We start from the raw sequence: 25,696 nt of genomic DNA, 5'->3' as shown, positions 1-25,696 counted from the left end.
GAAACGCTATGCCATGGATTCAAATCAAAATTAACAGCACCGGCGAGCACGCCGAAACCCTCAGCGATGCGCTGATGGAGAGCGGCGCGGTCTCGGTGACCTTTCAGGATACCCACGACAATCCGGTTTATGAGCCGTTGCCGGGCGAAACCCGCCTGTGGGGCGATACCGACGTCATCGGCCTGTTCGACGCGGAAACCGAGATGGACGAGGTGGTGGCGGCGCTGAGCCAGCATCCGCTGCTGGGATCCGACTTTCGCCATAAGATCGAACAGATCGAAGATAAAGACTGGGAGCGCGAATGGATGGATAACTTCCACCCGATGCGCTTCGGCGAGCGGCTGTGGATCTGTCCGAGCTGGCGCGACGTGCCGGATCCCAGCGCCGTTAACGTCATGCTCGACCCGGGACTGGCGTTCGGCACCGGCACCCACCCGACCACCTCGCTCTGCCTCAGCTGGCTGGACGGGCTGGATCTGGTGGGCAAAACGGTGATCGATTTCGGCTGCGGATCCGGCATCCTGGCGATTGCGGCGCTCAAGCTGGGCGCGGCGCAGGCGATCGGCATCGATATCGATCCGCAGGCGATCCAGGCCAGCCGCGACAACGCGGAGCGCAACGGCGTCGCCGATCGCCTGTCGCTCTATCTGCCGCATCAGCAGCCGGCGGATCTGCAGGCTGACGTGGTGGTCGCCAATATCCTCGCCGGCCCGCTGCGCGAGCTGGCGCCGCTGATCGGCGTGCTGCCGAAAGCTGGCGGCCATCTGGGACTTTCCGGCGTGCTGGCCAGCCAGGCGGAAGGCGTGTGCGAGGCCTATGCCGATCGCTTCGAGCTGGATGCGGTGGCGGAAAAAGAGGAGTGGTGTCGCATTACCGGCGTACGCCGCTAACGCTCTCCGCTGTTTGACGATAAATGCGGGCGCAGTACAATTCTGCGCCCGCTTTGTCCAGCCGCAAACTTTCCCTGTCTGACCGATGCTTATTATCTGATCCCCTTCATTTTTTCGAGTCAGATAATGAGAAGATCGCTGCTGTTAAGCTGGCTGGCCGCGTGCGTGCCTCTCTCTCCCGTCTGCGCCTCTGCGCCGCACTGGAGTTATGAAGGCCAGGCGGGCCCTGAACACTGGGGTGAACTGGCCGCTGAGTATCACACCTGCCATAACGGACAGTTTCAGTCGCCAATAGATATACGCCATCCTGTTGACGGTCATTTGCCGCCGCTCGCTCTGGAATTTCATGCCGCAGCCGAAACGCTGGTTAACAACGGCCATACGCTTCAGGTCACGGTCGATGACGAAGATGACTTCCAGCTCGATGGCGAAACCTACTCTCTCAGGCAATACCATTTTCATACGCCGAGCGAGAACCGCATTGCCGGCCGCGCCTTTCCCCTTGAAGCGCACTTCGTGCATCAGAATGCGGCAGGCGAGCTGGCGGTCGTCGCAGTGATGTTTGAGACGGGCGCGGAGAACCCGGCGTTGACCGGGTTGCTGGCGGCCCTTCCCGCGCAGCAGAATCGGCCGGTGGTGTTAAACAGGCCGGTCGATTTGCGCCCGCTGTTTCCGCAGGATCGCCACTACTATCGCTTTAGCGGATCGCTGACGACCCCGCCCTGTACCGAAGGATTGCGCTGGCTGGTGATGAAGCAGCCGGTGCAGCTGTCGTCGGCGCAGCTCGCTGTTTTCCAGCAGGCGCTGAAGTCGAGCAACAATCGTCCCTTGCAGCCGCTGCACGGCCGTGTGGTGGTTGAATAGGATTGGTTACCTACTGGACGCAATCATATTTGTATAATTAATAGCCAATCCGCCGCCATATCTCTGGCTAATTACCTGATGTGGCGCTTTTTATGTTGTGATTCAGCGCCTGTTTTGAGAAAAATTTTTGCTCACAATTTCAGCGTATTTCTTTAATTCATTGAATTTATAGGTTATTTAAAAAATTGCACGCGCTTTGACCGGCTTCATCGCGTCTTTAACGGCGGATTGTTCAAAGTTTGGCCTTTCATCTTCCTTAAAAAATGCGTAATATAAGCCGCCTTGCGAACAGTTACGGTCACTTCTTCTTCATGCGCATTGGACACCACCAGCTTCGTAATCGACTCATTGCTGCGCCGATGGCCGGGATCACCGATAAGCCATTCCGCACTCTCTGTTTTGAGAACGGCGCCGGCATGGCGGTCTCCGAGATGTTGTCGTCTAACCCGGAAGTCTGGGCCAGCGACAAATCGCGTTTGCGTATGGTGCACAGTGACGAACCCGGCATTCGTGCCGTGCAGATTGCAGGTTGCGATCCTGATGATATGGCGGCCGCCGCGCGCATTAACGTGGCGTCTGGTGCGCAGATCATCGATATCAACATGGGCTGCCCGGCGAAAAAAGTGAATCGTAAGATGGCAGGCTCAGCGCTGCTGCAGTATCCCGACCTGGTGAAGTCTATTCTCAGCGCCGTGGTTAACGCAGTGGATGTGCCCGTTACGCTGAAGATTCGCACCGGCTGGGATCCGGAAAACCGTAACTGTGTAGAGATTGCCCAATTGGCTGAACGCTGTGGCGTTCAGGCCCTGACGATACATGGACGCACTCGTGCCTGCCTGTTCAACGGGGAAGCTGAATACGACAGCATTCGGACAGTTAAGCAGAGTGTCACCATTCCCGTTATCGCGAATGGCGACATAACTGACCCGCATAAAGCCAGAGCCGTGCTTGACTATACGGGGGCAGATGCCCTGATGGTAGGCCGCGCGGCTCAGGGAAGACCGTGGATCTTCCGGGAAATCCAGCATTATCTGGACACTGGGGAGCTGCTTGCGCCGCTGCCGCTGGCAGAGGTGAAGCGTATGCTCGTTGCGCATATACGTGAGCTGCACGACTTTTATGGTCCAGGCAAGGGATACCGTATAGCGCGAAAGCACGTCTCCTGGTATTTGCAGGAACATGCCCCTAATGACCAGTTTCGGCGCACATTCAACGCCATAGAGGATGCCAGCGAACAGCTGGAGGCGTTGGAGGCATACTTCGAAAATCTTGCGTAAACGAAATAAAGAGCTGAAAGAACTATGTTCGAACAACGCGTAAATTCTGACGTACTGACCGTTTCTACCGTTAACTCACAGGATCAGGTGACGCAAAAGCCTCTGCGTGATTCGGTTAAACAGGCACTGAAGAACTATTTTGCTCAACTGAATGGTCAGGATGTGAATGACCTCTATGAGCTGGTACTGGCTGAAGTCGAGCAGCCACTGTTGGACATGGTGATGCAGTATACCCGTGGCAACCAGACCCGTGCTGCGCTGATGATGGGTATCAACCGTGGTACTCTGCGTAAGAAACTGAAAAAATACGGCATGAACTGATTTTTAGTTGATGCGGTAAATGACGCCAGCCTGAGTGCTGGCGTTTTTATTTGTGCAGCGTTTCACAATAACGCATGAATCAATGAAACAACTCGCACGCAAATGGTAACCTTCGTTGCAATCGCGCAGGTGAAAATTGCCTGCGTTTCGACAATTTCTCCTGCCTGATGGCCCACTCTCTTTTTCGCCCGCTGCTCCACAACCCGCGTGCTGACGCCAGCCAGTGATCTGCGTTGGCGAAAAACGTAACGCCATCCCTGCATACATTCTTTCCTGAGCTTTGGCTCACATTGCTTCCATATAGTGAAACTATTTGCACTAAATGTGATCGGGGCGACTCGCTTTGCTTGCTTTTGGTGCGCGATAGTAACGCTGCTTTCCCAATTCTTCAGAATAATAAGAGATCTTTCCAGCCCACTCGAGTTTCTGCAAACCTGGCATTGGCTTTGCAGAGCTATGCGTGGCTGACCGCCACAGACAGGTCATAGCGCGCGGCAAAGCGCGCATCAAACATAACAATATAGTTACGCCACACAGGATCCTTTATGAAAAAGATGATGCTCTCTACGTTGGTCGCCGCCGCTGCGCTTTTCGCGGTTACCCAGCAGGCGCACGCCGGCACCACGCTGGATGCGATTAAGAAGAAAGGTTTCGTGCAGTGCGGGATCAGCGATGGGCTGCCGGGCTTCTCTTATGCCGACGCCAGCGGCAAGTTCTCCGGCATCGACGTAGATGTCTGCCGCGCGGCCGCCGCCGCCGTTTTCGGCGACGCCAGCAAGGTTAAATACACGCCGCTGACCGCTAAAGAGCGTTTTACCGCCCTGCAGTCAGGCGAAGTGGATATCCTGTCGCGCAACACCACCTGGACCTCTTCGCGCGACGGCGGAATGGGCTTCCTGTTCGCCGGCGTCAACTACTACGACGGCATCGGCTTTTTGACCCATCAGAAAGCGGGCCTGAAGAGCGCGAAAGAGCTGGACGGCGCAACCGTCTGTATCCAGGCGGGTACCGATACCGAACTGAATGTGGCGGACTTTTTCAAAGCCAACAAAATGCAGTACACCCCGGTGACTTTCGACCGCTCTGACGAGTCCGCTAAAGCGCTCGACAGCGGACGCTGCGATACCCTGGCGTCTGACCAGTCTCAGCTCTATGCGCTGCGCATCAAACTTGGCAAGCCGGATGAGTTTATCGTGCTGCCGGAAGTGATCTCGAAAGAGCCGCTGGGTCCGGTTGTGCGTCGCGGTGACGATGACTGGTTCACCATCGTTAAGTGGTCGCTCTACGCCATGCTGAACGCTGAAGAGATGGGCATTAACTCGAAGAACGTCGATCAGATGACCGCCAAACCCACCACGCCGGATATGGCGCATCTGTTAGGCGCGGAAGGCGACTTCGGCAAAGACCTGAAGCTCGATAATAAGTGGGCTTTCAACATCATTAAGCAGGTGGGTAACTATCAGGAAGTGTTCGACCGCAACGTGGGCAAAGACAGCGCGCTGAAAATCGCGCGCGGCCAGAACGCGCTGTGGAATCAGGGCGGCATTCAGTACGCCCCGCCGGTCCGCTAACTATCCCTGTTCACGGGACGCCGCACCGTGCGGCGTCCTGCCTGCGCTTTGTCTCTGAGGTTTCAACATGTCACAACGCCCAAGCGTGAAAAGGGACATTTCATTCGGTAATCCCGCGGTTCGCGCCTGGCTTTACCAGATTATCGCCGTCGTCGCAGTATTTATCGTGGTGGGTTATCTGATCCACAACACGGTCATTAACCTTGCCAGCCGCGGCATTACGTCCGGATTTGGTTTTCTTGAGCGCAGCGCCGGTTTCGGCATCGTTCAGCATCTGATCGACTACACCGAAGGCGATACCTATGCGCGCGTGTTTCTGGTCGGCCTGACCAACACGCTGCTGGTCTCTGCGCTCTGTATCGTTTTCGCTTCGCTGCTGGGATTTTTCATCGGCCTGGCGCGTCTGTCGGATAACTGGCTGCTGCGCAAGCTCTCGACGATCTACATCGAAACGTTCCGCAATATTCCGCCGCTGCTGCAGATCTTCTTCTGGTACTTCGCGGTACTGCGTAATCTTCCCGGCCCGCGACAGGCGCTCAGCGCCTTCGATCTCGCCTTCGTCAGCAACCGCGGCCTCTATGTGCCCTGGCCGCAGTATGCGCCTGGCTCCTGGCCGTTTGTTATCGCGCTGACGCTGGCCGCCGCAGGCAGCTATGCGCTGTTCCGCTATCATCGCAAATACCAGCTCAAGACCGGCCAGCTGCGCCGGACCTGGCCCGCTGCTCTCGCTATGCTGCTGCTGTTTCCCGCGGTGGCGCATCTCGCTTTCGGCGCCGCCAACCACTGGGATGTGCCGACGCTGCGCGGCTTCAACTTCCGCGGCGGCTTTGTCATGATCCCTGAACTGGCGGCGCTGACGCTGGCGCTTTCGGTCTATACCTCTTCGTTTATCGCCGAGGTGATCCGTGCCGGCATTCAGTCCGTGCCGCACGGCCAGCATGAGGCCGCGCGCTCGCTGGGATTGCCTAATCCGGTGACGCTGCGTCAGGTCATTATTCCGCAGGCGATGCGCGTCATTATCCCGCCGCTGACCAGCCAGTATCTCAACATCGTGAAAAACTCCTCGCTGGCCGCCGCTATCGGCTACCCCGATATGGTGTCGCTGTTTGCCGGTACGGTATTGAATCAGACGGGCCAGGCGATCGAAACCATCGCCATCACCATGGGTGTTTACCTGGTGATTAGCCTGGTGATTTCCCTGTTGATGAATATTTATAACCGCAAAATTGCGCTGGTTGAGCGCTAAGAGAACGGGATGACGATGTCTGTGACCACACATGAAACCCCGCCGGTCGCCACCACGCCGCTGAGCCGCGCCTGGGGCTGGGCGCGAAAGAACCTCTTCTCCAGCTGGTTCAACACGCTGCTGACGCTGTTCTGCCTCTGGCTGATGTGGCAGGTGATCCCGCCCGCGCTGGAGTGGCTGGTGTTTCAGGCGAACTGGATTGGCGAGACGCGCGCCGACTGCACCAAAGAGGGTGCCTGCTGGGTGTTTATCCATGCGCGTTTCGGCCAGTTTATGTATGGCCTCTATCCGCATGAGCTGCGCTGGCGCATTAACCTTGCGCTGGTGCTAGGGATAGCCTCTCTTATCCCGATGTTTATTAAATCGCTGCCGTACCGCGGCCGCTACATCGCCTGTTGGGCGCTGATCTATCCCCTCACCGTCTGGCTGCTGATGTATGGCGGCTTCTTTGGGCTGGAGCGGGTCGAGACGCGTCAATGGGGCGGGCTAACCTTAACGCTGATTATTGCCGCGGTCGGCATCGCCGGCGCGCTGCCGCTCGGTATTCTGCTGGCGCTGGGACGCCGCTCGCGTATGCCGGTGGTGCGCACGCTGTCGATCATTTTCATCGAGTTCTGGCGCGGCGTGCCGCTGATTACCGTGCTGTTTATGTCCTCGGTAATGCTGCCGCTGTTTATGTCAGAAGGCACCACTATCGATAAGCTGGTGCGTGCGCTGGTCGGGGTGATTTTGTTCCAGTCGGCCTATGTTGCCGAAGTGGTGCGCGGTGGTTTGCAGGCGCTGCCGAAAGGGCAGTATGAAGCGGCGGAGTCGCTGGCGCTCGGCTACTGGAAAACCCAGCTGCTGGTGATTTTGCCGCAGGCGCTGAAGCTCACCATTCCTGGGCTGGTCAATACCATTATCGCGCTGTTTAAAGATACCAGCCTGGTGATCATCATCGGCCTTTTCGATCTGTTCAGCAGCGTGCAGCAAGCCACCGTCGATCCCGCATGGTTGGGCATGTCGACGGAAGGCTATGTCTTTGCCGCGCTGGTCTACTGGATCTTCTGTTTTAGCATGTCGCGCTATAGCCAGCATCTGGAGAAGCGCTTTCACACCGGGCGTAAATCGCACTGAGGTTTTTCATGACACAACATTCGCATCACGATTCAGCTTTAATGATTTCGCTCGAGAACGTGAACAAATGGTATGGGCAATTCCATGTTCTGAAGGATATCAATCTGCAGGTCAAACCGCGCGAACGCATCGTACTCTGTGGACCTTCCGGCTCCGGCAAATCCACCACGATCCGCTGTATCAACCATCTGGAAGAGCATCAGCAAGGGCGAATCGTGGTTGACGGCATTCATCTGAATGATGATGTGCGCAATATTGAGCGCGTTCGTACTGAAGTCGGCATGGTGTTTCAGCATTTCAATCTGTTCCCGCACCTGACGGTTTTGCAGAACTGCACGCTGGCGCCCATCTGGGTGCGCAAGACCTCTAAAAAAGAGGCGGAGGCGCTGGCGATGCACTATCTGGAACGCGTGCGCATTGCGGAGCATGCGCATAAGTTTCCGGGTCAGCTCTCTGGCGGACAGCAGCAGCGCGTGGCCATTGCCCGTTCGCTCTGTATGAAGCCGAAAATTATGCTGTTTGATGAACCCACCTCGGCGCTGGATCCGGAAATGGTCAAAGAGGTGCTGGATACTATGATTGGACTGGCAGAGGATGGCATGACGATGCTGTGCGTCACGCATGAGATGGGCTTTGCCCGCACCGTGGCTGACCGCGTGATCTTTATGGATCGCGGCGAGATCGTCGAGATGGCGCCGCCGCAAACCTTCTTCTCTAACCCAACGTCAGAGCGCACGCGCGCCTTTCTGTCGCAGGTTATTCACTGACGCTCGTCTCTGGCGCAACGCCCCGGACTGGTTCCGGGTTTTTTTATCGCACTCAAGGCCGATCGCAGCAAAGAAAAAAGCCCTTTGCTTTCGCAAAGGGCTTTCTCTTGTTTGATGCCTGGCAGTTCCCTACTCTCGCATGGGGAGACCCCACACTACCATCGGCGCTACGGCGTTTCACTTCTGAGTTCGGCATGGGGTCAGGTGGGACCGCCGCGCTAGTGCCGCCAGGCAAATTCTTTTTTTGCCGAACTCTCATGTAACTGGTGCTGATACCCAGAGTCGAACTGGGGACCTCACCCTTACCAAGGGTGCGCTCTACCAACTGAGCCATATCAGCACACTGTATTTGGATGCCTGGCAGTTCCCTACTCTCGCATGGGGAGACCCCACACTACCATCGGCGCTACGGCGTTTCACTTCTGAGTTCGGCATGGGGTCAGGTGGGACCGCCGCGCTAGTGCCGCCAGGCAAATTCTGTTTTCCGCGCCGCCCGAAGGCCGCACGGTGTATCCGTTAACAAGCTGAAAATCTCGCGTCTCGCAAAACGCCTCTGGCGTTGTAAGGTTAAGCCTCACGGGTCATTAGTACCGGTTAGCTCAACGCATCGCTGCGCTTACACACCCGGCCTATCAACGTCGTCGTCTTCAACGTCCCTTCAGGACCCTCAAGGGGTCAGGGAAAACTCATCTCGGGGCAAGTTTCGTGCTTAGATGCTTTCAGCACTTATCTCTTCCGCACTTAGCTACCGGGCAGTGCCATTGGCATGACAACCCGAACACCAGCGGTGCGTTCACTCCGGTCCTCTCGTACTAGGAGCAACCCCCCTCAGTTTTCCAGCGCCCACGGCAGATAGGGACCGAACTGTCTCACGACGTTCTAAACCCAGCTCGCGTACCACTTTAAACGGCGAACAGCCGTACCCTTGGGACCTACTTCAGCCCCAGGATGTGATGAGCCGACATCGAGGTGCCAAACACCGCCGTCGATATGAACTCTTGGGCGGTATCAGCCTGTTATCCCCGGAGTACCTTTTATCCGTTGAGCGATGGCCCTTCCATTCAGAACCACCGGATCACTATGACCTGCTTTCGCACCTGCTCGAGCCGTCACTCTCGCAGTCAAGCTGGCTTATGCCATTGCACTAACCTCCTGATGTCCGACCAGGATTAGCCAACCTTCGTGCTCCTCCGTTACGCTTTGGGAGGAGACCGCCCCAGTCAAACTACCCACCAGACACTGTCCGCAGCCCGGATAACGGGCCTACGTTAGAACACCAGCCATTAAAGGGTGGTATTTCAAGGACGGCTCCACGCAGACTGGCGTCCACGCTTCGAAGCCTCCCACCTATCCTACACATCAAGGACCAGTGTTCAGTGTCAAGCTGTAGTAAAGGTTCACGGGGTCTTTCCGTCTTGCCGCGGGTACACTGCATCTTCACAGCGATTTCAATTTCACTGAGTCTCGGGTGGAGACAGCCTGGCCATCATTACGCCATTCGTGCAGGTCGGAACTTACCCGACAAGGAATTTCGCTACCTTAGGACCGTTATAGTTACGGCCGCCGTTTACCGGGGCTTCGATCAAGAGCTTCTCCTTGCGGATAACCCCATCAATTAACCTTCCGGCACCGGGCAGGCGTCACACCGTATACGTCCACTTTCGTGTTTGCACAGTGCTGTGTTTTTAATAAACAGTTGCAGCCAGCTGGTATCTTCGACTGGCCTCGGCTCCGGGAGCAAGTCCCCTCACCTACGCGCCAGCGTGCCTTCTCCCGAAGTTACGGCACCATTTTGCCTAGTTCCTTCACCCGAGTTCTCTCAAGCGCCTTGGTATTCTCTACCTGACCACCTGTGTCGGTTTGGGGTACGATTTCGTGTTGCCTGATGCTTAGAGGCTTTTCCTGGAAGCAGGGCATTTGTTGCTTCAGCACCGTAGTGCCTCGTCGTCACGCCTCAGCCTTGACTTTCCGGATTTGCCTGGAAAGTCAGCCTACACGCTTAAACCGGGACAACCGTCGCCCGGCCAACATAGCCTTCTCCGTCCCCCCTTCGCAGCAACACCAAGTACAGGAATATTAACCTGTTTCCCATCGACTACGCCTTTCGGCCTCGCCTTAGGGGTCGACTCACCCTGCCCCGATTAACGTTGGACAGGAACCCTTGGTCTTCCGGCGAGCGGGCTTTTCACCCGCTTTATCGTTACTTATGTCAGCATTCGCACTTCTGATACCTCCAGCGGCCCTCACAGGCCACCTTCGACGGCTTACAGAACGCTCCCCTACCCAACAGTATCGCTACTGCTGCCGCAGCTTCGGTGCATGGTTTAGCCCCGTTACATCTTCCGCGCAGGCCGACTCGACCAGTGAGCTATTACGCTTTCTTTAAATGATGGCTGCTTCTAAGCCAACATCCTGGCTGTCTGGGCCTTCCCACATCGTTTCCCACTTAACCATGACTTTGGGACCTTAGCTGGCGGTCTGGGTTGTTTCCCTCTTCACGACGGACGTTAGCACCCGCCGTGTGTCTCCCGTGATAACATTTCTCGGTATTCGCAGTTTGCATCGGGTTGGTAAGCCGGGATGGCCCCCTAGCCGAAACAGTGCTCTACCCCCGAGAATGAGTTCACGAGGCGCTACCTAAATAGCTTTCGGGGAGAACCAGCTATCTCCCGGTTTGATTGGCCTTTCACCCCCAGCCACAGGTCATCCGCTAATTTTTCAACATTAGTCGGTTCGGTCCTCCAGTTAGTGTTACCCAACCTTCAACCTGCCCATGGCTAGATCACCGGGTTTCGGGTCTATACCCTGCAACTTAACGCCCAGTTAAGACTCGGTTTCCCTGCGGCTCCCCTATACGGTTAACCTTGCTACAGAATATAAGTCGCTGACCCATTATACAAAAGGTACGCAGTCACCCCATAAAAGAGGCTCCCACTGCTTGTACGTACACGGTTTCAGGTTCTTTTCACTCCCCTCGCCGGGGTTCTTTTCGCCTTTCCCTCACGGTACTGGTTCACTATCGGTCAGTCAGGAGTATTTAGCCTTGGAGGATGGTCCCCCCATATTCAGACAGGATACCACGTGTCCCGCCCTACTCATCGAGCTCACAGCCTGTGTGTTTTCGTGTACGGGAGTATCACCCTGTACCCTGCGACTTTCCAGACGCTTCCACTAACACACAAGCTGATTCAGGCTCTGGGCTGCTCCCCGTTCGCTCGCCGCTACTGGGGGAATCTCGGTTGATTTCTTTTCCTCGGGGTACTTAGATGTTTCAGTTCCCCCGGTTCGCCTCGCAACACTATGTATTCATGTTGCGATAGTGTGTCGAAACACACTGGGTTTCCCCATTCGGACATCGCCGGCTGTAGCGGTTCATATCACCTTGCCGGCGCTTTTCGCAGATTAGCACGTCCTTCATCGCCTCTGACTGCCAGGGCATCCACCGTGTACGCTTAGTCGCTTAACCTCACAACCCACAGGCGTCTTGCGACGTCGCGGTTGTGATTATTGAGAGACTCGAACGCGTTGCCTTTATTCCTTATTACGGAGGAATAACGCAAAGCGTCGTTTCAATTTTCAGCTTGTTCCGGATTGTTAAAGAGCAATATCTTAAACATGACTCGCAAGTCATCTTTAAGATACGGGGGTCGGTGACTTTCACTCACGAACCAGCAAGTGGCGTCCCCTAGGGGATTCGAACCCCTGTTGCCGCCGTGAAAGGGCGGAGTCCTAACCGCTAGACGAAGGGGACACGAAAACGCGTCACGACTTCGCAGCCGTCTTGCTTCTTTACGTTTCTATCAGACAATCTGTGTGAGCACTTCGAAAGGCAGTATCTTCAGGTAAGGAGGTGATCCAACCGCAGGTTCCCCTACGGTTACCTTGTTACGACTTCACCCCAGTCATGAATCACAAAGTGGTAAGCGCCCTCCCGAAGGTTAAGCTACCTACTTCTTTTGCAACCCACTCCCATGGTGTGACGGGCGGTGTGTACAAGGCCCGGGAACGTATTCACCGTGGCATTCTGATCCACGATTACTAGCGATTCCGACTTCACGGAGTCGAGTTGCAGACTCCGATCCGGACTACGACGCACTTTATGAGGTCCGCTTGCTCTCGCGAGGTCGCTTCTCTTTGTATGCGCCATTGTAGCACGTGTGTAGCCCTACTCGTAAGGGCCATGATGACTTGACGTCATCCCCACCTTCCTCCGGTTTATCACCGGCAGTCTCCTTTGAGTTCCCGACCGAATCGCTGGCAACAAAGGATAAGGGTTGCGCTCGTTGCGGGACTTAACCCAACATTTCACAACACGAGCTGACGACAGCCATGCAGCACCTGTCTCACGGTTCCCGAAGGCACTAAGGCATCTCTGCCAAATTCCGTGGATGTCAAGAGTAGGTAAGGTTCTTCGCGTTGCATCGAATTAAACCACATGCTCCACCGCTTGTGCGGGCCCCCGTCAATTCATTTGAGTTTTAACCTTGCGGCCGTACTCCCCAGGCGGTCGACTTAACGCGTTAGCTCCGGAAGCCACTCCTCAAGGGAACAGCCTCCAAGTCGACATCGTTTACGGCGTGGACTACCAGGGTATCTAATCCTGTTTGCTCCCCACGCTTTCGCACCTGAGCGTCAGTCTTTGTCCAGGGGGCCGCCTTCGCCACCGGTATTCCTCCAGATCTCTACGCATTTCACCGCTACACCTGGAATTCTACCCCCCTCTACAAGACTCTAGCCTGCCAGTTTCGAATGCAGTTCCCAGGTTAAGCCCGGGGATTTCACATCCGACTTGACAGACCGCCTGCGTGCGCTTTACGCCCAGTAATTCCGATTAACGCTTGCACCCTCCGTATTACCGCGGCTGCTGGCACGGAGTTAGCCGGTGCTTCTTCTGCGGGTAACGTCAATCGACGCGGTTATTAACCGCATCGCCTTCCTCCCCGCTGAAAGTACTTTACAACCCGAAGGCCTTCTTCATACACGCGGCATGGCTGCATCAGGCTTGCGCCCATTGTGCAATATTCCCCACTGCTGCCTCCCGTAGGAGTCTGGACCGTGTCTCAGTTCCAGTGTGGCTGGTCATCCTCTCAGACCAGCTAGGGATCGTCGCCTAGGTGAGCCGTTACCCCACCTACTAGCTAATCCCATCTGGGCACATCCGATGGTGTGAGGCCCGAAGGTCCCCCACTTTGGTCTTGCGACGTTATGCGGTATTAGCTACCGTTTCCAGTAGTTATCCCCCTCCATCGGGCAGTTTCCCAGACATTACTCACCCGTCCGCCACTCGTCACCCAGAGAGCAAGCTCTCCTGTGCTACCGTTCGACTTGCATGTGTTAGGCCTGCCGCCAGCGTTCAATCTGAGCCATGATCAAACTCTTCAATTTAAGTTTGATTTGCTTAAACAAGTTAAGCGGTGCTCATCTGTAAAACGTCATAATGAATGTCATTATGTGTCCACTCGTGAGGCTTGATATTTTTTAAGTCCGAAGACTTTGATATCTGCTCTCGAGTGCCCACACAGATTGTCTGATAAATTGTTAAAGAGCGGTGCAGTCAGCGGCTGAGCCTGCTGCTGCGAGGTGGCGTATATTACGCTACTCTCCTTCGGAGTCAACCCCTTTTTTCAGGGACTTCATCCGGCGACTCAGCTACCTGAGTCTCCTGAACACCGCATTCCGTAAGCCGTTGTGCCGTGTCAGTGGAGGCGCATTATAGGGATCCGATTTAATTGCACAACCCTTTTTTCGATCTTTTTTTCCGGTTGGTGATAAAACCATCTTATTGCCGAGATCTTCAACGATCGCCGCCCTTTTACCCTTGTCTGGCGCCGCGATCCGTCTCAGTCTGTAGCTGAATCTATAAGGAGAAAGTGAATGTCAGCTCTACGTCGATATAAAGAGAGTTATCCGCAATGCGGTCAGCGCGTCATGATCGACGCCTCCAGCGTGGTGGTCGGGGATGTGATTCTGGGCGACGACGCCAGCGTCTGGCCACTGGTGGCGATACGCGGCGATGTTAATCAGGTTCGTATCGGCGCGCGCACCAATATCCAGGATGGTAGCGTCCTGCACGTGACGCATAAGTCCGCCAGTAATCCGCAGGGTTTTCCGTTAACCATCGGCGACGACGTCACGGTCGGGCATAAAGCGATGCTGCACGCCTGCACTATTGGCAATCGCGTGCTGGTAGGTATGGGATCTATCTTGCTGGACGGTGCGATTATCGAAGATGACGTGATGATTGGCGCCGGCAGCCTGGTGCCGCCGGGCAAACGTCTGGAGAGCGGCTACCTTTATCTCGGCAGCCCGGTCAGACAGGTGCGTCCGCTGAACGAACAGGAGATCGCAGGCTTACTCTATTCTGCTAACAACTATGTTCGCTGGAAAGATGACTACCTTGCCGAGGCGAGCCAGACCCAATCCTGATCGTCAAATGCTTCATTAAGGATGGCCGCTTCCGCCTCTTCTTCTATATCCCAGCGATGGGTGACAAATAAGGCCAGCGCCTCGCCCTGGCCGAAGCGCTGTGCCAGGGCGTCGGCAGAGATGGCGCAGGTCAAAAGCATGCCGTTCGCCAGCGCCGGAAAGCAGACCGCCTTTTTCTCCGCGTTCCACTCTTCACGATCCGGAAACTGAATAGCCTGATTCATGGCTGCATCGCCTGTTTAAGCTGAGCGATAACGGGCGCCACCTCCGGCATTACGCCGTGCCACAGTTGAAAAGCGTGCGCGGCCTGTCCCACCAGCATGCCGAGACCATCCGCATAGCGCTGGGCGCCATGCTGCTCGCACCACTGCAAAAACGGCGTCGCGCCTGCCTGGTAAAACATGTCGTAGCAGCGCACCTGCGCATCAATCAGCGAAACAGGCAGCGGCGGCACCTCGCCGCTTACGCCGCTTGAGGTCGCATTGACGATCAGATCGAAACGACGCGTGGCCAGCCGATCAAAACCGCAGGCGTCGATCTTCCCGCTCTGGCGGAAGATCTGCGCCAGCTCCTCCGCGCGCGCCTGCGTGCGGTTGACCACGGTGACCGCGCAGCCGGCGGAAAGCAGCGGCAGAATAACGCCGCGCGCCGCGCCGCCCGCGCCGACCAACAGAATGCGGTCGCCAGGATGGATCAGCGCCAGCCGTTGCAGATCGCTCAACAGACCAATGCCGTCGGTGTTATCGCCCAGAATGCGGCCGTCGCTGCCTTTTTTCAGGGTATTGACCGCGCCGGAGAGCGCTGCTCGCTCGCTCAGCGCATCGGCAAACTCGCACGCCTGCTGCTTGAAAGGCAGCGTAACGTTGGCGCCGCGTCCGCCCTGGGCAAAAAACGCAGCGATAGTGTCAGGAAAAGCCTCGAGCGGCGCGCAGACCCGGCCGTAGCGATGCGCAATGCCCGTCTGCTCAGCAAACATCTGGTGAATTAAAGGCGATTTGCTGTGGCTGATGGGATTGCCGAATACCGCAAACTGATCCATGAATTAGCCCTGACGAATAAGGTTGCCGGTTAAGACATCGCGAATTTCCGACGGATTCTGCCGTCCACCGGTGTCGCCCGCCAGCACGGGAAACGCCTCGCCGAATTGCGTGCGCACCGCTTCAACGGTACGGCATGGCGCTTCGCCCGACAGGTTGGCGCTGGTCGACACCAGCGGCTTGCCGAATGCGCGACACAGCGCCTGTACATCAGGATGATCGCTGACGCGGATCGCCAGCGAATCAAAACGCCCTGTCAGCCAGCGCGGCGTTTGCGGCGTGGCCGGCACCACGAAGGTAACTGGACCCGGCCAGTGCGCGAACATACGCTCGCGTTGCTCAACGGTCAGTTCTCGGTCGGAGATATAAGGCTCCAGCTGAGCATAGTCGGCGGCGATGAGAATTAATCCTTTCTCAACCGGACGCTGTTTTAATGCCAGCAGCGCCATGACGGCGCTTTCGCTGTCCGGGTCGCAGCCCAGACCAAACACGGCTTCAGTGGGATAAGCGATAACGGCCTGCTGACGCAGCTGGTCAACGCAGGCTTCCAGAGAACCGGAAAAAGAGGTGTTTTGCATAATATGATCTTAATTCTCTGATGCGGCGGCCTTGCCGCAACTCTTACTGGCGCAAAAGCGTTTGACGCCCTGCGCGGTTTTCTTTTCTACCAGCAGCGGAAAATGGCAGTGCGGACACTCGCCTGCGACCGGCGTGGCGTTGACGGCGAACTGGCAGGATGGATAGCGGTTACAGGCGTGAAACGTCTTGCCGTAACGCGAGCGGCGCTGCACTAGTTTGCCTTCCTGACACTGTGGGCAGGCGATAAGGGTTTCATCCGGCTTATCGATAGCTTCGCTGTAGCTGCATTCAGGATAGTGGCTGCAGCCGATAAACATGCCGTAGCGTCCCTGTCGCAACGCTTTATCTGCGCCGCACTGTGGACAGGCGTGTCCCTCAAGCACTTTAACGATATGTCCGTCAGCCTGATTTTTCAGCGGGCGGATATAGTCGCAGTCGGGATAATTAGTACAGCCTAAAAAGGCGCCGTGTTTACCGCTGCGGATCGCTAACTCTGCCCCGCATGCGGGGCAGGGATCCGATTTACGCACGGTGAAGAGTGCTGATTTGCTCATAACGATGGCTGCATAATCAATAATTAGTGCAGCATGCCTTCATTGACGTCGAATAAAAGTTCTTCCATTTGCTGATAGGCGTTCTCGCATCCCGGAAGATTAAACAACACCATCAGCACCACCCATTTGAGATCTTCCAGATCGAACTCGAGCGTGTCGAGCGCCATGACTCGTTCGATGACCATTTCACGCGTTTCCATATTGAGCACCTGAATCTGCTCAAGGAACAGCAGGAAACCACGACATTCGGCATCTAAACGCTGGCCTTCTTCTTCCGTGTAGATGCGCATTGAAAGCGGATCGTTCGCTAACAGAATCGGATCGACCAGGCCTTCCTGATAATCTGCAAGCTTTTCTAACCAGTTCAACGCATTGTAGATATCTTCACGATGAAAACCGGCATCGGTTAAGTCATCAGTCAATGTATCCTGATCAACCTGCATTTCTGCTTCGTTGTGGATATATGTCTCAAACAAGTACATTAGTACGTCGAACATGGCATGCCCTCCTCAATCGGACATAGCCGCCGGGTACAGCTGCGATCCATCCTGCTAACTCCAGCTCCAGCAGTTGGGCTGCGATCACTGGCACAGGTTGGCCGGCACGTTCAGCGACGACGTCAACAGGTGTAACCTCATCACCTACGTTAGCCAACACCTCAGCAAATGGCAATGGCACATCGTCGCTCACTTCGCAATATATTGCTTCCGGCTGTGTAAAGGGCAGCCAGTTAAGCGCAGCGCGCAGATCGTCAACGATATCGGTGGGATGGGCCACCAGCAGCGCGCCTTGCTGGATCAGCCAGTGCGTGCCTTCGCTGCCGCTATTGCCCAGCGCGCCCGGCAAAGCGTAGACGTTGCGATTCTGTTCCAGCGCGCAGCGCGCGGTCACCAGCGAACCGCTTTTGCGCGTCGCTTCCACCACCAGCACGCCCCGGCTCAGGCCGCTGATGATGCGGTTGCGGCGCGGAAAGTTAAGCGCATGCGGCGGCGCGGCAAGTGGAAACTCTGAAACCAGCGCCCCGCCTTTTGCCACGATCTCTTCCGCCAGCGCGCAGTGGCTTTTGGGATAGAGATGCTGCAGTCCGCTGCCCAGCACGGCAACGGTTTTTCCCTGCACATCCAGCGCAGCGCGATGCGCGACGCCGTCGATGCCGCGCGCCAGCCCGCTGGTAATGGTGAGGTCGCTCAGGGCAAGCTGTTGGGTGAACCATGCGCCCCACTGTCGCCCGTAGTGCGAACAGTTGCGGCTGCCGACAACCGCCAGCTGCACAGAGGAGAGCACTACGGGGTCGCCTTTTATATAGAGCAGCGGCGGAAAGCGATGAATTTCGCGCAGCGCGGCGGGATAGCGCGCATCCAGCGCGGTCAGCAGCGAGTGAGAGTCATGGGCGGCGAGCCACGCCTGCGTCTGCGCAATCTGCCCAGCCGCCAGGCGGTGGAACTGCCTGATTTGCTGCTCACTCAATCCCAACGACGTCAGCACCCGGCCAGGGTCGTCTGTTTGCTCAAGTGCGTTCGCCAGCTGCAGCCAGCGTTTTCCACTCAGGCCGGTGACGGCGGAAAGCCGCAGCCAGCACTCGATTTTGTCCATAGTTGCTCCCTGCTCTACGCGCCGCTTCCTGCGGGTGAATGCTGTCAATCACGCAGCAAAAAGTCTACAATATGAAGCAATAATCTTTTATTCATCGCATACAGATCTGGATATTTATGTCAGTTTTGCAGGTATTACATTTCCCTGACGATCGTCTTCGCAAAATCGCGGCGCCAGTCAAAGAAGTTAACGCTGACGTGCAGCGCATCGTCGACGATATGTTTGAAACCATGTACGCCGAAGAGGGTATCGGCCTGGCGGCGACGCAGGTAGATATTCACCAGCGCATCATCGTTATCGACGTATCGGAAAATCGCGACGAGCGTCTGGTGTTGATTAACCCGGAGCTGCTGGAAAAGAGCGGCGAAACCGGCATCGAAGAGGGCTGTCTCTCTATTCCGGAACAGCGCGCCTTTGTTCCGCGCGCCGAGCGTGTGAAAGTGCGCGCGCTGGATCGCGAGGGCAAGTCGTATGAACTGGAAACTGATGGCCTGCTGGCGATCTGTATTCAGCATGAGATCGATCACCTCGACGGCAAACTTTTTATTGATTACCTGTCGCCGCTGAAACGTCAACGCATCAAGCAAAAGCTGGAAAAACTGGCGCGTCAGAACGCGCGTACCGAAGGCTAAAGAAGGGATAAACGTGTCTGCCCCGCTGAAAATTATTTTTGCCGGCACACCTGATTTTGCAGCGCGTCATCTCGACGCGCTGCTTGCTTCTGAGCATCAGGTCGTTGGCGTCTTTACCCAACCCGATCGCCCCGCCGGTCGCGGCAATAAGCTTACGCCCAGCCCGGTGAAAACCCTGGCGCAATCTCACGCCATTCCCCTCTTCCAGCCTAAGTCGCTGCGCCCGGTCGAAAACCAGCAGCTGGTGGCGGAGTTAGAGGCGGATGTCATGGTGGTGGTCGCCTACGGCCTGATCCTGCCGCAGGCGGTGCTGACGATGCCGCGCCTCGGCTGCATCAACGTGCACGGCTCGCTGCTGCCGCGCTGGCGCGGCGCGGCGCCGATCCAGCGTTCGCTCTGGGCGGGCGACAGCGAAACCGGCGTGACCATTATGCAGATGGACGTGGGTCTCGACACCGGCGATATGCTTTTCAAACTCAGCTGCCCGATTAGCGCACAGGACACCAGCGCCACGCTGTATGACAAGCTGGCGCAGCTCGGTCCGCAAGGGCTGCTGGAGACGCTGACGCAGCTGGCGGAAGGCCGCGCTCAGCCGGAAAAACAGGACGACGCGCAGGCAAACTACGCCGAGAAGCTGAGCAAAGAGGAAGCGCGTCTCGACTGGCAGCTCTCCGCCGCGCAGCTGGAACGCTGCATTCGCGCCTTTAATCCCTGGCCGGTGAGCTATTTCCTGATTGACGATCAGCCGGTAAAAGTGTGGCAGGCAAGCGTATTGCCGCACGTAACCGGTGAGCCGGGCGAGATTATCGCCGCCGACAAGCAGGGTATTCAGGTCGCCACCGCCGAAGGCGTGTTAAATCTTCAGCTGCTGCAGCCTGCCGGTAAAAAACCGATGTCGGCGCAGGATCTGCTTAACTCGCGCCGCGAGTGGTTCACGTCAGGCCGCGTTTTAGCCTGACTCCAGCCCGGCTCTGTCCGGGCTTTTTGTTTAATGACGTAACGCGAATGACTAAATCAACGAATCTGCGAAGCCTCTCCGCTCAACTGATTGAGCGGGTTATCGATAAAGGCGAATCGCTTAGCGCCATACTGCCTGCCGCGCAGAAAAAAGTGGCGGATAAAGATGGCGCGCTGCTGCAGGAACTCTGCTTCGGCGTGCTGCGCACGCTGCCGCAGCTTGAAGCCCTTATCGGCAAACTGATGGCGCGCCCGCTGAATGGCAAACAGCGCGTGCTGCACTACCTCATTATGGTCGGCCTCTATCAGCTGATCTACACGCGCGTCCCCGCTCACGCCGCGCTGGCGGAAACCGTCGCCGGCGCCGAGGTGCTGAAGCGCGCGAACCTCAAAGGCCTGCTGAACGGCGTGCTGCGCCAGTTTCAGCGTCAGCAGGCGGAGCTGATCGCGGAAGTCGATCAGGGCACGCAGCGCTATCTGCATCCGGGGTGGCTGCTGCAGCGTCTGCAGCAGGCCTGGCCGCAACAGTGGCAGCAGATCGTGGAGGCGAACAATCAGCGTCCACCGATGTGGCTACGCGTCAACCGTCAGCACCACAGCCGCGACGGCTGGCTGGGGCTGCTGGCCGAGAGCGGCAAAGCAGCCGTTGCCGACGAGACGGCGCCTGATGCGCTGCGGCTAGAGTCGCCCGCGCCGGTCGGGCAGCTTCCTGGCTTCGCGGACGGCTGGGTCACGGTGCAGGATCTCTCCGCACAGCGCTGCGCGCTGCTGCTGGCGCCGGAAAACGGCGAACAGATCCTCGACCTTTGCGCCGCGCCGGGCGGCAAAACCACCCATATCCTGGAGATTGCGCCAGAAGCGCAGGTGATGGCGGTGGATGTCGATGCTCAGCGTCTGACGCGCGTGAAAGAGAATTTGCAGCGTCTAAATATGCAGGCTGATGTAAAACAGGGCGACGGCCGTACCCCGCAAGCCTGGTGCGGCGATCGTCAGTTCGATCGTATTCTGCTCGATGCGCCCTGCTCCGCTACCGGCGTGATCCGCCGTCATCCCGATATCAAATGGCTGCGCCGCGACCGGGATATCGCCGAGCTGGCTGCGCTGCAGCGCGATATTCTGGAAGCGATATGGTCGCATCTGAAACCGGGCGGCACGCTGCTTTATGCCACCTGCTCTGTCTTGCCCGAAGAGAACGACGCGCAGATTGCCGCCTTTTTGACGCGCCATAGCGACGCGCGCGCCGACGTTTTGCCGGGCGGTAAAACAAGCGGGCTGCAATGCTTCCCGACTGCGGAAGGCGGCGACGGATTTTTCTACGCTAAGCTGGTAAAAGCGCATTAACTGAAGAGCACGACACGCGATGAAAATTATTATTCTGGGCGCCGGCCAGGTCGGCGGCACGCTGGCGGAAAATCTGGTCGGCGAAAACAATGACATTACGGTAGTGGATACCGATGCTGACCGTTTGCGGCAGCTGCAGGATAAATTTGATTTGCGTGTCGTTCAGGGTCACGGGTCGCATCCGCGTATTTTGCGCGAAGCTGGCGCGGAAGATGCCGACATGTTGGTGGCGGTCACCAGTTCGGACGAGACCAATATGGTGGCGTGCCAGATAGCCTATTCGCTTTTCAACACGCCTAACCGCATCGCACGTATTCGCGCGGCGGATTATCTGCGCGACGCGGAAAAACTTTTTATTCCCGAAGCGGTGCCAATTGACCATCTCATTTCGCCGGAACAGCTGGTGATCGAAAATATCTATCGCCTGATCCAGTATCCCGGCGCGCTGCAGGTGGTGAACTTCGCAGAGGGCCTGGTCAGCCTTGCCGTGGTGAAAGCCTATTATGGCGGCCCGCTGGTGGGGAATCCGCTCTCAATTTTGCGCGAGCATATGCCGCATATCGACACGCGCGTGGCGGCAATCTTCCGCCAGGATCGCCCTATTCGTCCGCAAGGCTCCACCATTGTGGAAGCAGGCGACGAGGTCTTCTTTATCGCGGCCAGCCAGAATATCCGCGCGGTTATGAGCGAAATGCAGCGCCTGGAGAGACCATATAAACGCATCATGCTGGTGGGCGGCGGCAACATCGGCTTCGGGCTGGCGCAGCGGCTGGAAAAGAATTACAGCGTGAAGCTGATCGAGCGCGACGCGCGACGCGCCGCTGAGCTGGCGGAACGTCTGCATGACACCATCGTTTTCTATGGCGACGCTTCGGATCAAGAGTTGCTGGCGGAAGAGCATATCGATCAGGTGGATCTGTTTATTGCGGTCACCAACGATGATGAAGCGAACATCATGTCGGCGATGCTGGCGAAAAAAATGGGTGCGAAGAAAGTCATGGTGCTGATCCAGCGTCGCGCCTATGTCGATCTGGTTCAGGGCAGCGTGATTGATATCGCGATCTCGCCGCAGCAGGCGACGATCTCCGCGCTGCTGGGTCACGTGCGTAAAGCGGATATTGTGGGCGTGTCATCATTGCGACGCGGCATTGCCGAAGCGATTGAAGCGATCGCCCACGGCGATGAAACCACCTCGCGCGTGGTGGGTCGCATGATCAACGACATCAAACTGCCGCCCGGTACGCTTATCGGCGCGGTGGTGCGCGGCGAAGATGTCATGATCGCCAAAGACAACTTGCGTATTGAGCAAGGGGATCACGTCATTATGTTCCTGACCGACAAAAAGTTTGTGCCGGACGTTGAACGCCTGTTCCAGCCAAGCCCTTTCTTCCTCTAAGCGCAGCGTTGGCAGGACTATTCCGACAAATGGTGCCGCTTAGATGGCAATTGCCGAAAGGTTTGTTAGACTTTAGCCATTGGCATGGGCAAGGAGATAAGTATGAGTTTTTTCAAAGAGTTTCGTGATTTTGCAATGCGCGGTAACGTCGTCGATCTCGCGGTAGGTGTGATCATCGGCGCTGCGTTTGGCAAAATCGTCTCTTCACTGGTGGCGAACATTATTATGCCGCCGCTGGGACTGCTGATCGGCGGCGTCGACTTCAAGCAGTTCAAATGGATACTGAAGCCAGCCGAAGGCGCGACGCCGCCGGTGGTGATGGAGTACGGCGTATTTATCCAGACCGTTTTCGACTTTGTGATTGTGGCGTTCGCTATCTTCATCGCCATCAAGCTGATGAATAAACTGCACAAGAAAAAAGAAGTGGAAAAACCGGCCGCGAAGCCTTCTAACGAAGAGGTACTGCTGACCGAGATTCGTGATTTGCTGAAGCAGCAGAACGGCAAAATCTGAATATAGCCGCCGCGAGGCGGCTTTTTTATGCCCAGAAAGAAGAAGGCCAGTGATAAGCGTCTTTCTTATCACTGGCCTCCCAACCGCCTTTCTTCGCATGTTTCTCTTTACGCCGGAAGCTGCCTTTGCCTTTTTGCTTCTGCTCGATGCGCTGGCGGAACAGCGGGTCATGCAGCAGCGCCTGAATCGCGTTATCGCGGATCTCGCCTTTGGTATGCTGATATTTACTCATCGTGTTCTCCTGGTTGTGACCGGATAAATATATTCCCTCTGCGGCAAAATTCAATCTCGCCGATGCGAATATTCGGGTTGCGGCTCGGTGCCCTGTTCAAGCGCTTCCAGTATCGAACAGCAATGGCTGGTGTGCGCCTCGCCGCAGCAGGCGTCGGATAAACGCTGTAGCGAGCGCTGCACGTTCTGCAGCTCGCCGATCATCCTGTTCACTTCACTCAGGCGCGCCTCGACAATCGCCTTCGACTCTTCGCAGGTATGATGCGCGGGATCGACGCGGATCGACAGCAGATCGCGGATAGAATCGAGGCCAAATCCAAGCTGGCGGCCAAAGCGAATAAACTTCAAACGCTGAAGATCGCTGTCGCTATACAGGCGAAAACCGCCTTCGGTGCGGATTTCATGCGCCATCATCTGCTTCTTTTCGTAAAAACGAATGGTGTCGACGCTCACGTTCGCCAGCGTCGCCAGTTGGCCGATGCGATACATTATTCCTCCTTCAGCAGCCGTTCGCGGATCGCCTCGCCATAGGAGCCCTGCAAAAACACCGTGCTCATGCCCGCCTGGCGCAGCTGTAGCTCCAGTACCAGCAGACGCTTACTCTGCTCGCGGTAGCGATGATCCTCAGGATCGAGATTGCGCAGCAGATCGCTGATTTCCAGCGCCTCGCGCCGCATTTCCAGTTCCGGCGGCAGAAAGCCGGCATTTTTTAGCAGCCGGTAACCGCTGCGTAATTCAGCCGGGACATGGCTGTCGTCATCCAGCTCCAGCGGCACGCCTTCACCGGGCAGATTGCTGAGTTCGCCCTTTTCCTGCGCCGCACGGATATGCTGTTCAGCCAGCTGGTCGAGTAACCACATAAACGCCTCCTGATTAAGCCAGAATTTTGAGCTTAACGGACGGGGTAAATTTCAGGCAATAAAAAACCCGCCGAAGCGGGTTTTTTACGATGCTGCAGATTACTCTGCGGCAGCTTCTGCTGGAGCTTCTGGACGATCAACCAGCTCGATGTAAGCCATCGGAGCGTTGTCACCAGCACGGAAGCCACACTTCAGAATGCGAGTGTAACCACCGGCACGGCTCGCGAAACGCGGGCCCAGCTCGTTAAACAGTTTTGCCACGATCTCGTTATCACGAGTGCGGGCGAATGCCAGACGACGATTAGCTACGCTGTCGGTCTTGGCAAGAGTAATCAGCGGCTCAACTACGCGGCGCAGCTCTTTGGCTTTCGGCAGAGTCGTTTTGATGATCTCGTGACGAACCAGAGAACCGGCCATGTTGCGGAACATAGCCTGACGATGGCTGCTGTTGCGGTTCAGTTGACGACCACTCTTACGATGGCGCATGACCTTATCCTTCTCAGTGAAACCTTAACCTGCGATCCGGTTATTCATCAGCGATGCTTGCCGGCGGCCAGTTCTCGAGGCGCATGCCCAGAGAAAGACCACGTGAGGCGAGCACGTCTTTAATCTCAGTAAGAGATTTTTTACCCAGGTTAGGCGTTTTGAGCAGCTCAACCTCGGTACGCTGTACCAGATCACCGATGTAGTGGATAGCTTCTGCCTTAAGGCAGTTAGCAGAGCGGACAGTCAATTCCAGATCGTCAACAGGGCGCAGCAGGATCGGATCGAATTCTGGTTTCTCTTCTTTCACTTCCGGCTGACGTACATCACGTAAGTCAACGAAAGCTTCCAGTTGTTCTGCCAGGATGGTCGCCGCACGACGAATCGCCTCTTCAGGATCGATTGTGCCGTTGGTTTCCATTTCGATGACCAGCTTGTCCAGGTCGGTGCGCTGTTCTACACGCGCTGCTTCAACATTGTAGGCGATACGGTCTACAGGGCTGTAGCAAGCGTCGACCAGCAGGCGGCCGATTGGGCGCTCATCTTCTTCCGAATGAATTCGGGCAGAAGCCGGCACATAACCACGACCACGCTGAACTTTGATACGCATGCTGATAGCGGCGTTCTCATCGGTCAGGTGACAGATCACGTGCTGCGGCTTGACGATTTCGACATCACCATCATGGGTGATGTCGGCTGCAGTCACAGGGCCAATGCCAGATTTATTCAGGGTCAGAATAACTTCATCTTTACCCTGAACTCTTACCGCCAGCCCTTTCAGGTTGAGCAGGATTTCCAGGATATCTTCCTGTACGCCCTCTTTGGTGCTGTACTCATGCAGTACACCATCAATTTCAACCTCGGTCACCGCGCAACCCGGCATGGAAGAAAGCAGAATACGGCGCAGTGCGTTACCAAGAGTATGGCCAAAGCCACGCTCTAAAGGCTCAAGGGTCACCTTGGCGTGCGTCGAACTCACTTGCTCGATATCTACCAGGCGCGGTTTTAGAAACTCTGTCACAGAACCCTGCATTGTGTCCTC

26 protein-coding genes, 2 tRNA genes and 4 rRNA genes are annotated in these 25,696 nt (G+C 56.5%); 14 read left to right on the top strand and 18 right to left on the bottom strand.

What is annotated here, in order from left to right; genetic code table 11:
* Window positions 1–8: 8 nt before the first annotated feature.
* From prmA to fis, 4 genes are all read left to right on the top strand, one after another.
* Window positions 9–890, top strand: a complete 882-nt coding sequence (prmA, locus tag MC269_RS01820; RefSeq protein ID WP_239953577.1) for a 50S ribosomal protein L11 methyltransferase — start codon at window positions 9–11, stop codon at window positions 888–890.
* 126 nt (window positions 891–1,016) lie between these two features.
* Window positions 1,017–1,754, top strand: a complete 738-nt coding sequence (locus MC269_RS01815; protein ID WP_239953575.1) for a carbonic anhydrase — start codon at window positions 1,017–1,019, stop codon at window positions 1,752–1,754.
* Window positions 1,755–2,065: 311 nt separating this feature from the next.
* Window positions 2,066–3,031 (top strand): tRNA dihydrouridine synthase DusB, encoded by a 966-nt coding sequence (gene dusB / locus MC269_RS01810; RefSeq protein ID WP_081140841.1) that lies wholly within the window; start codon window positions 2,066–2,068, stop codon window positions 3,029–3,031.
* Between the two features lie 24 nt (window positions 3,032–3,055).
* The gene (fis, locus tag MC269_RS01805; RefSeq protein ID WP_000462905.1) at window positions 3,056–3,352 is read left to right on the top strand and encodes a DNA-binding transcriptional regulator Fis; all 297 of its coding nucleotides are present in this window, start codon (window positions 3,056–3,058) and stop codon (window positions 3,350–3,352) included.
* Window positions 3,353–3,414: 62 nt separating this feature from the next.
* Here the strand turns inward: fis and MC269_RS01800 are convergent, their stop codons facing one another.
* The gene (locus tag MC269_RS01800; RefSeq protein ID WP_239953573.1) at window positions 3,415–3,615 is read right to left on the bottom strand and encodes a hypothetical protein; all 201 of its coding nucleotides are present in this window, start codon (window positions 3,613–3,615) and stop codon (window positions 3,415–3,417) included.
* Between the two features lie 282 nt (window positions 3,616–3,897).
* Between MC269_RS01800 and MC269_RS01795 the strand changes: the two genes are divergently transcribed.
* From MC269_RS01795 to MC269_RS01780, 4 genes are all read left to right on the top strand, one after another.
* Entirely contained in the window at window positions 3,898–4,923 is a 1,026-nt protein-coding gene (locus tag MC269_RS01795; protein WP_081140709.1) for an amino acid ABC transporter substrate-binding protein, read from the top strand.
* Between the two features lie 67 nt (window positions 4,924–4,990).
* Window positions 4,991–6,169, top strand: a complete 1,179-nt coding sequence (locus MC269_RS01790; protein ID WP_239953571.1) for an amino acid ABC transporter permease — start codon at window positions 4,991–4,993, stop codon at window positions 6,167–6,169.
* Window positions 6,170–6,184: 15 nt separating this feature from the next.
* Window positions 6,185–7,285, top strand: coding sequence for an amino acid ABC transporter permease (locus MC269_RS01785; RefSeq protein WP_239953569.1), 1,101 nt, complete (start codon window positions 6,185–6,187; stop codon window positions 7,283–7,285).
* A gap of 8 nt (window positions 7,286–7,293) precedes the next feature.
* The gene (locus tag MC269_RS01780; RefSeq protein ID WP_081140707.1) at window positions 7,294–8,052 is read left to right on the top strand and encodes an amino acid ABC transporter ATP-binding protein; all 759 of its coding nucleotides are present in this window, start codon (window positions 7,294–7,296) and stop codon (window positions 8,050–8,052) included.
* 116 nt (window positions 8,053–8,168) lie between these two features.
* Here the strand turns inward: MC269_RS01780 and rrf (MC269_RS01775) are convergent.
* The 6 genes from rrf (MC269_RS01775) to MC269_RS01750 all read right to left on the bottom strand — a co-directional run bounded on the left by rrf (MC269_RS01775) (window position 8,169) and on the right by MC269_RS01750 (window position 13,437).
* A 5S ribosomal RNA gene (rrf, locus tag MC269_RS01775) occupies window positions 8,169–8,284 on the bottom strand.
* Between the two features lie 32 nt (window positions 8,285–8,316).
* Window positions 8,317–8,392, bottom strand: a tRNA-Thr gene (locus tag MC269_RS01770).
* Window positions 8,393–8,407: 15 nt separating this feature from the next.
* Window positions 8,408–8,523, bottom strand: a 5S ribosomal RNA gene (gene rrf / locus MC269_RS01765).
* A 92-nt stretch (window positions 8,524–8,615) separates the two neighbouring features.
* Window positions 8,616–11,518 (bottom strand): 23S ribosomal RNA (locus tag MC269_RS01760).
* Between the two features lie 210 nt (window positions 11,519–11,728).
* Window positions 11,729–11,803 (bottom strand) — tRNA-Glu (locus MC269_RS01755).
* Window positions 11,804–11,895: 92 nt separating this feature from the next.
* Window positions 11,896–13,437: ribosomal RNA gene (locus MC269_RS01750) — 16S ribosomal RNA — on the bottom strand.
* The 16S, 23S and 5S rRNA genes sit together here with 2 tRNA genes alongside, the layout of an rRNA operon.
* 489 nt (window positions 13,438–13,926) lie before the next feature.
* Between MC269_RS01750 and MC269_RS01745 the strand changes: the two genes are divergently transcribed.
* Window positions 13,927–14,478: a gamma carbonic anhydrase family protein gene (locus MC269_RS01745; RefSeq protein ID WP_239953567.1), complete on the top strand. Its 552-nt coding sequence runs from the start codon at window positions 13,927–13,929 to the stop codon at window positions 14,476–14,478.
* On the opposite strand, the gene MC269_RS01740 is transcribed toward MC269_RS01745, so the two are convergent.
* Genes MC269_RS01740 through dprA form a run of 6 tightly spaced genes read right to left on the bottom strand, consistent with a single transcriptional unit; the run spans window position 14,445 to window position 18,241 of the window.
* Entirely contained in the window at window positions 14,445–14,702 is a 258-nt protein-coding gene (locus MC269_RS01740) for a DUF1488 domain-containing protein (RefSeq protein ID WP_239953565.1), read from the bottom strand. The genes MC269_RS01745 and MC269_RS01740 overlap by 34 nt on opposite strands.
* Complete coding sequence (gene aroE / locus MC269_RS01735) at window positions 14,699–15,517, bottom strand: shikimate dehydrogenase (RefSeq protein ID WP_239953562.1); 819 nt, start codon at window positions 15,515–15,517, stop codon at window positions 14,699–14,701. The genes MC269_RS01740 and aroE overlap by 4 nt, the downstream gene beginning before the upstream one ends.
* Before the next feature lie 3 nt (window positions 15,518–15,520).
* Window positions 15,521–16,093, bottom strand: coding sequence for an L-threonylcarbamoyladenylate synthase type 1 TsaC (tsaC, locus tag MC269_RS01730; protein WP_239953560.1), 573 nt, complete (start codon window positions 16,091–16,093; stop codon window positions 15,521–15,523).
* Window positions 16,094–16,102: 9 nt separating this feature from the next.
* Entirely contained in the window at window positions 16,103–16,648 is a 546-nt protein-coding gene (locus MC269_RS01725) for a type I DNA topoisomerase (protein ID WP_239953558.1), read from the bottom strand.
* A 23-nt stretch (window positions 16,649–16,671) separates the two neighbouring features.
* Window positions 16,672–17,145 (bottom strand): DUF494 family protein Smg, encoded by a 474-nt coding sequence (gene smg / locus MC269_RS01720; protein ID WP_033752918.1) that lies wholly within the window; start codon window positions 17,143–17,145, stop codon window positions 16,672–16,674.
* Complete coding sequence (dprA, locus tag MC269_RS01715) at window positions 17,117–18,241, bottom strand: DNA-protecting protein DprA (RefSeq protein WP_239953556.1); 1,125 nt, start codon at window positions 18,239–18,241, stop codon at window positions 17,117–17,119. Before dprA ends, smg begins: the two co-directional genes overlap by 29 nt.
* Before the next feature lie 116 nt (window positions 18,242–18,357).
* Here dprA and def point away from each other — a divergent pair, with 116 nt between their 5' ends.
* The 5 genes from def (at window position 18,358) to mscL (ending at window position 23,080) form a co-directional block, all read left to right on the top strand.
* The gene (gene def / locus MC269_RS01710) at window positions 18,358–18,873 is read left to right on the top strand and encodes a peptide deformylase (protein ID WP_081134593.1); all 516 of its coding nucleotides are present in this window, start codon (window positions 18,358–18,360) and stop codon (window positions 18,871–18,873) included.
* Between the two features lie 13 nt (window positions 18,874–18,886).
* Window positions 18,887–19,831: a methionyl-tRNA formyltransferase gene (fmt, locus tag MC269_RS01705; RefSeq protein WP_239953555.1), complete on the top strand. Its 945-nt coding sequence runs from the start codon at window positions 18,887–18,889 to the stop codon at window positions 19,829–19,831.
* A 47-nt stretch (window positions 19,832–19,878) separates the two neighbouring features.
* Window positions 19,879–21,171, top strand: a complete 1,293-nt coding sequence (gene rsmB, locus MC269_RS01700; RefSeq protein ID WP_239953554.1) for a 16S rRNA (cytosine(967)-C(5))-methyltransferase RsmB — start codon at window positions 19,879–19,881, stop codon at window positions 21,169–21,171.
* Between the two features lie 19 nt (window positions 21,172–21,190).
* Window positions 21,191–22,567 (top strand): Trk system potassium transporter TrkA, encoded by a 1,377-nt coding sequence (trkA, locus tag MC269_RS01695; RefSeq protein ID WP_081134599.1) that lies wholly within the window; start codon window positions 21,191–21,193, stop codon window positions 22,565–22,567.
* Window positions 22,568–22,669: 102 nt separating this feature from the next.
* Window positions 22,670–23,080: a large-conductance mechanosensitive channel protein MscL gene (gene mscL, locus MC269_RS01690; protein ID WP_239953552.1), complete on the top strand. Its 411-nt coding sequence runs from the start codon at window positions 22,670–22,672 to the stop codon at window positions 23,078–23,080.
* A gap of 25 nt (window positions 23,081–23,105) precedes the next feature.
* On the opposite strand, the gene MC269_RS01685 is transcribed toward mscL, so the two are convergent.
* The 5 genes from MC269_RS01685 to rpoA form a co-directional block, all read right to left on the bottom strand.
* Window positions 23,106–23,312: an alternative ribosome-rescue factor A gene (locus MC269_RS01685; RefSeq protein ID WP_081134603.1), complete on the bottom strand. Its 207-nt coding sequence runs from the start codon at window positions 23,310–23,312 to the stop codon at window positions 23,106–23,108.
* Window positions 23,313–23,362: 50 nt separating this feature from the next.
* The gene (gene zntR / locus MC269_RS01680; protein WP_239953550.1) at window positions 23,363–23,800 is read right to left on the bottom strand and encodes a Zn(2+)-responsive transcriptional regulator; all 438 of its coding nucleotides are present in this window, start codon (window positions 23,798–23,800) and stop codon (window positions 23,363–23,365) included.
* On the bottom strand, window positions 23,800–24,171 hold the full coding sequence (locus MC269_RS01675; protein ID WP_239953548.1) for a DUF1992 domain-containing protein: 372 nt from the start codon (window positions 24,169–24,171) through the stop codon (window positions 23,800–23,802). Before MC269_RS01675 ends, zntR begins: the two co-directional genes overlap by 1 nt.
* Window positions 24,172–24,270: 99 nt before the next feature.
* The gene (gene rplQ, locus MC269_RS01670) at window positions 24,271–24,657 is read right to left on the bottom strand and encodes a 50S ribosomal protein L17 (RefSeq protein ID WP_081134609.1); all 387 of its coding nucleotides are present in this window, start codon (window positions 24,655–24,657) and stop codon (window positions 24,271–24,273) included.
* A gap of 40 nt (window positions 24,658–24,697) precedes the next feature.
* Entirely contained in the window at window positions 24,698–25,687 is a 990-nt protein-coding gene (gene rpoA, locus MC269_RS01665) for a DNA-directed RNA polymerase subunit alpha (protein WP_003850179.1), read from the bottom strand.
* Window positions 25,688–25,696 lie beyond the last annotated feature (9 nt).

This window comes from Pantoea sp. Z09 (assembly GCF_022394795.1).
Taxonomy (GTDB): domain Bacteria; phylum Pseudomonadota; class Gammaproteobacteria; order Enterobacterales; family Enterobacteriaceae; genus Pantoea; species Pantoea latae.
This window is presented reverse-complemented; position numbering and strand designations above follow the sequence as displayed.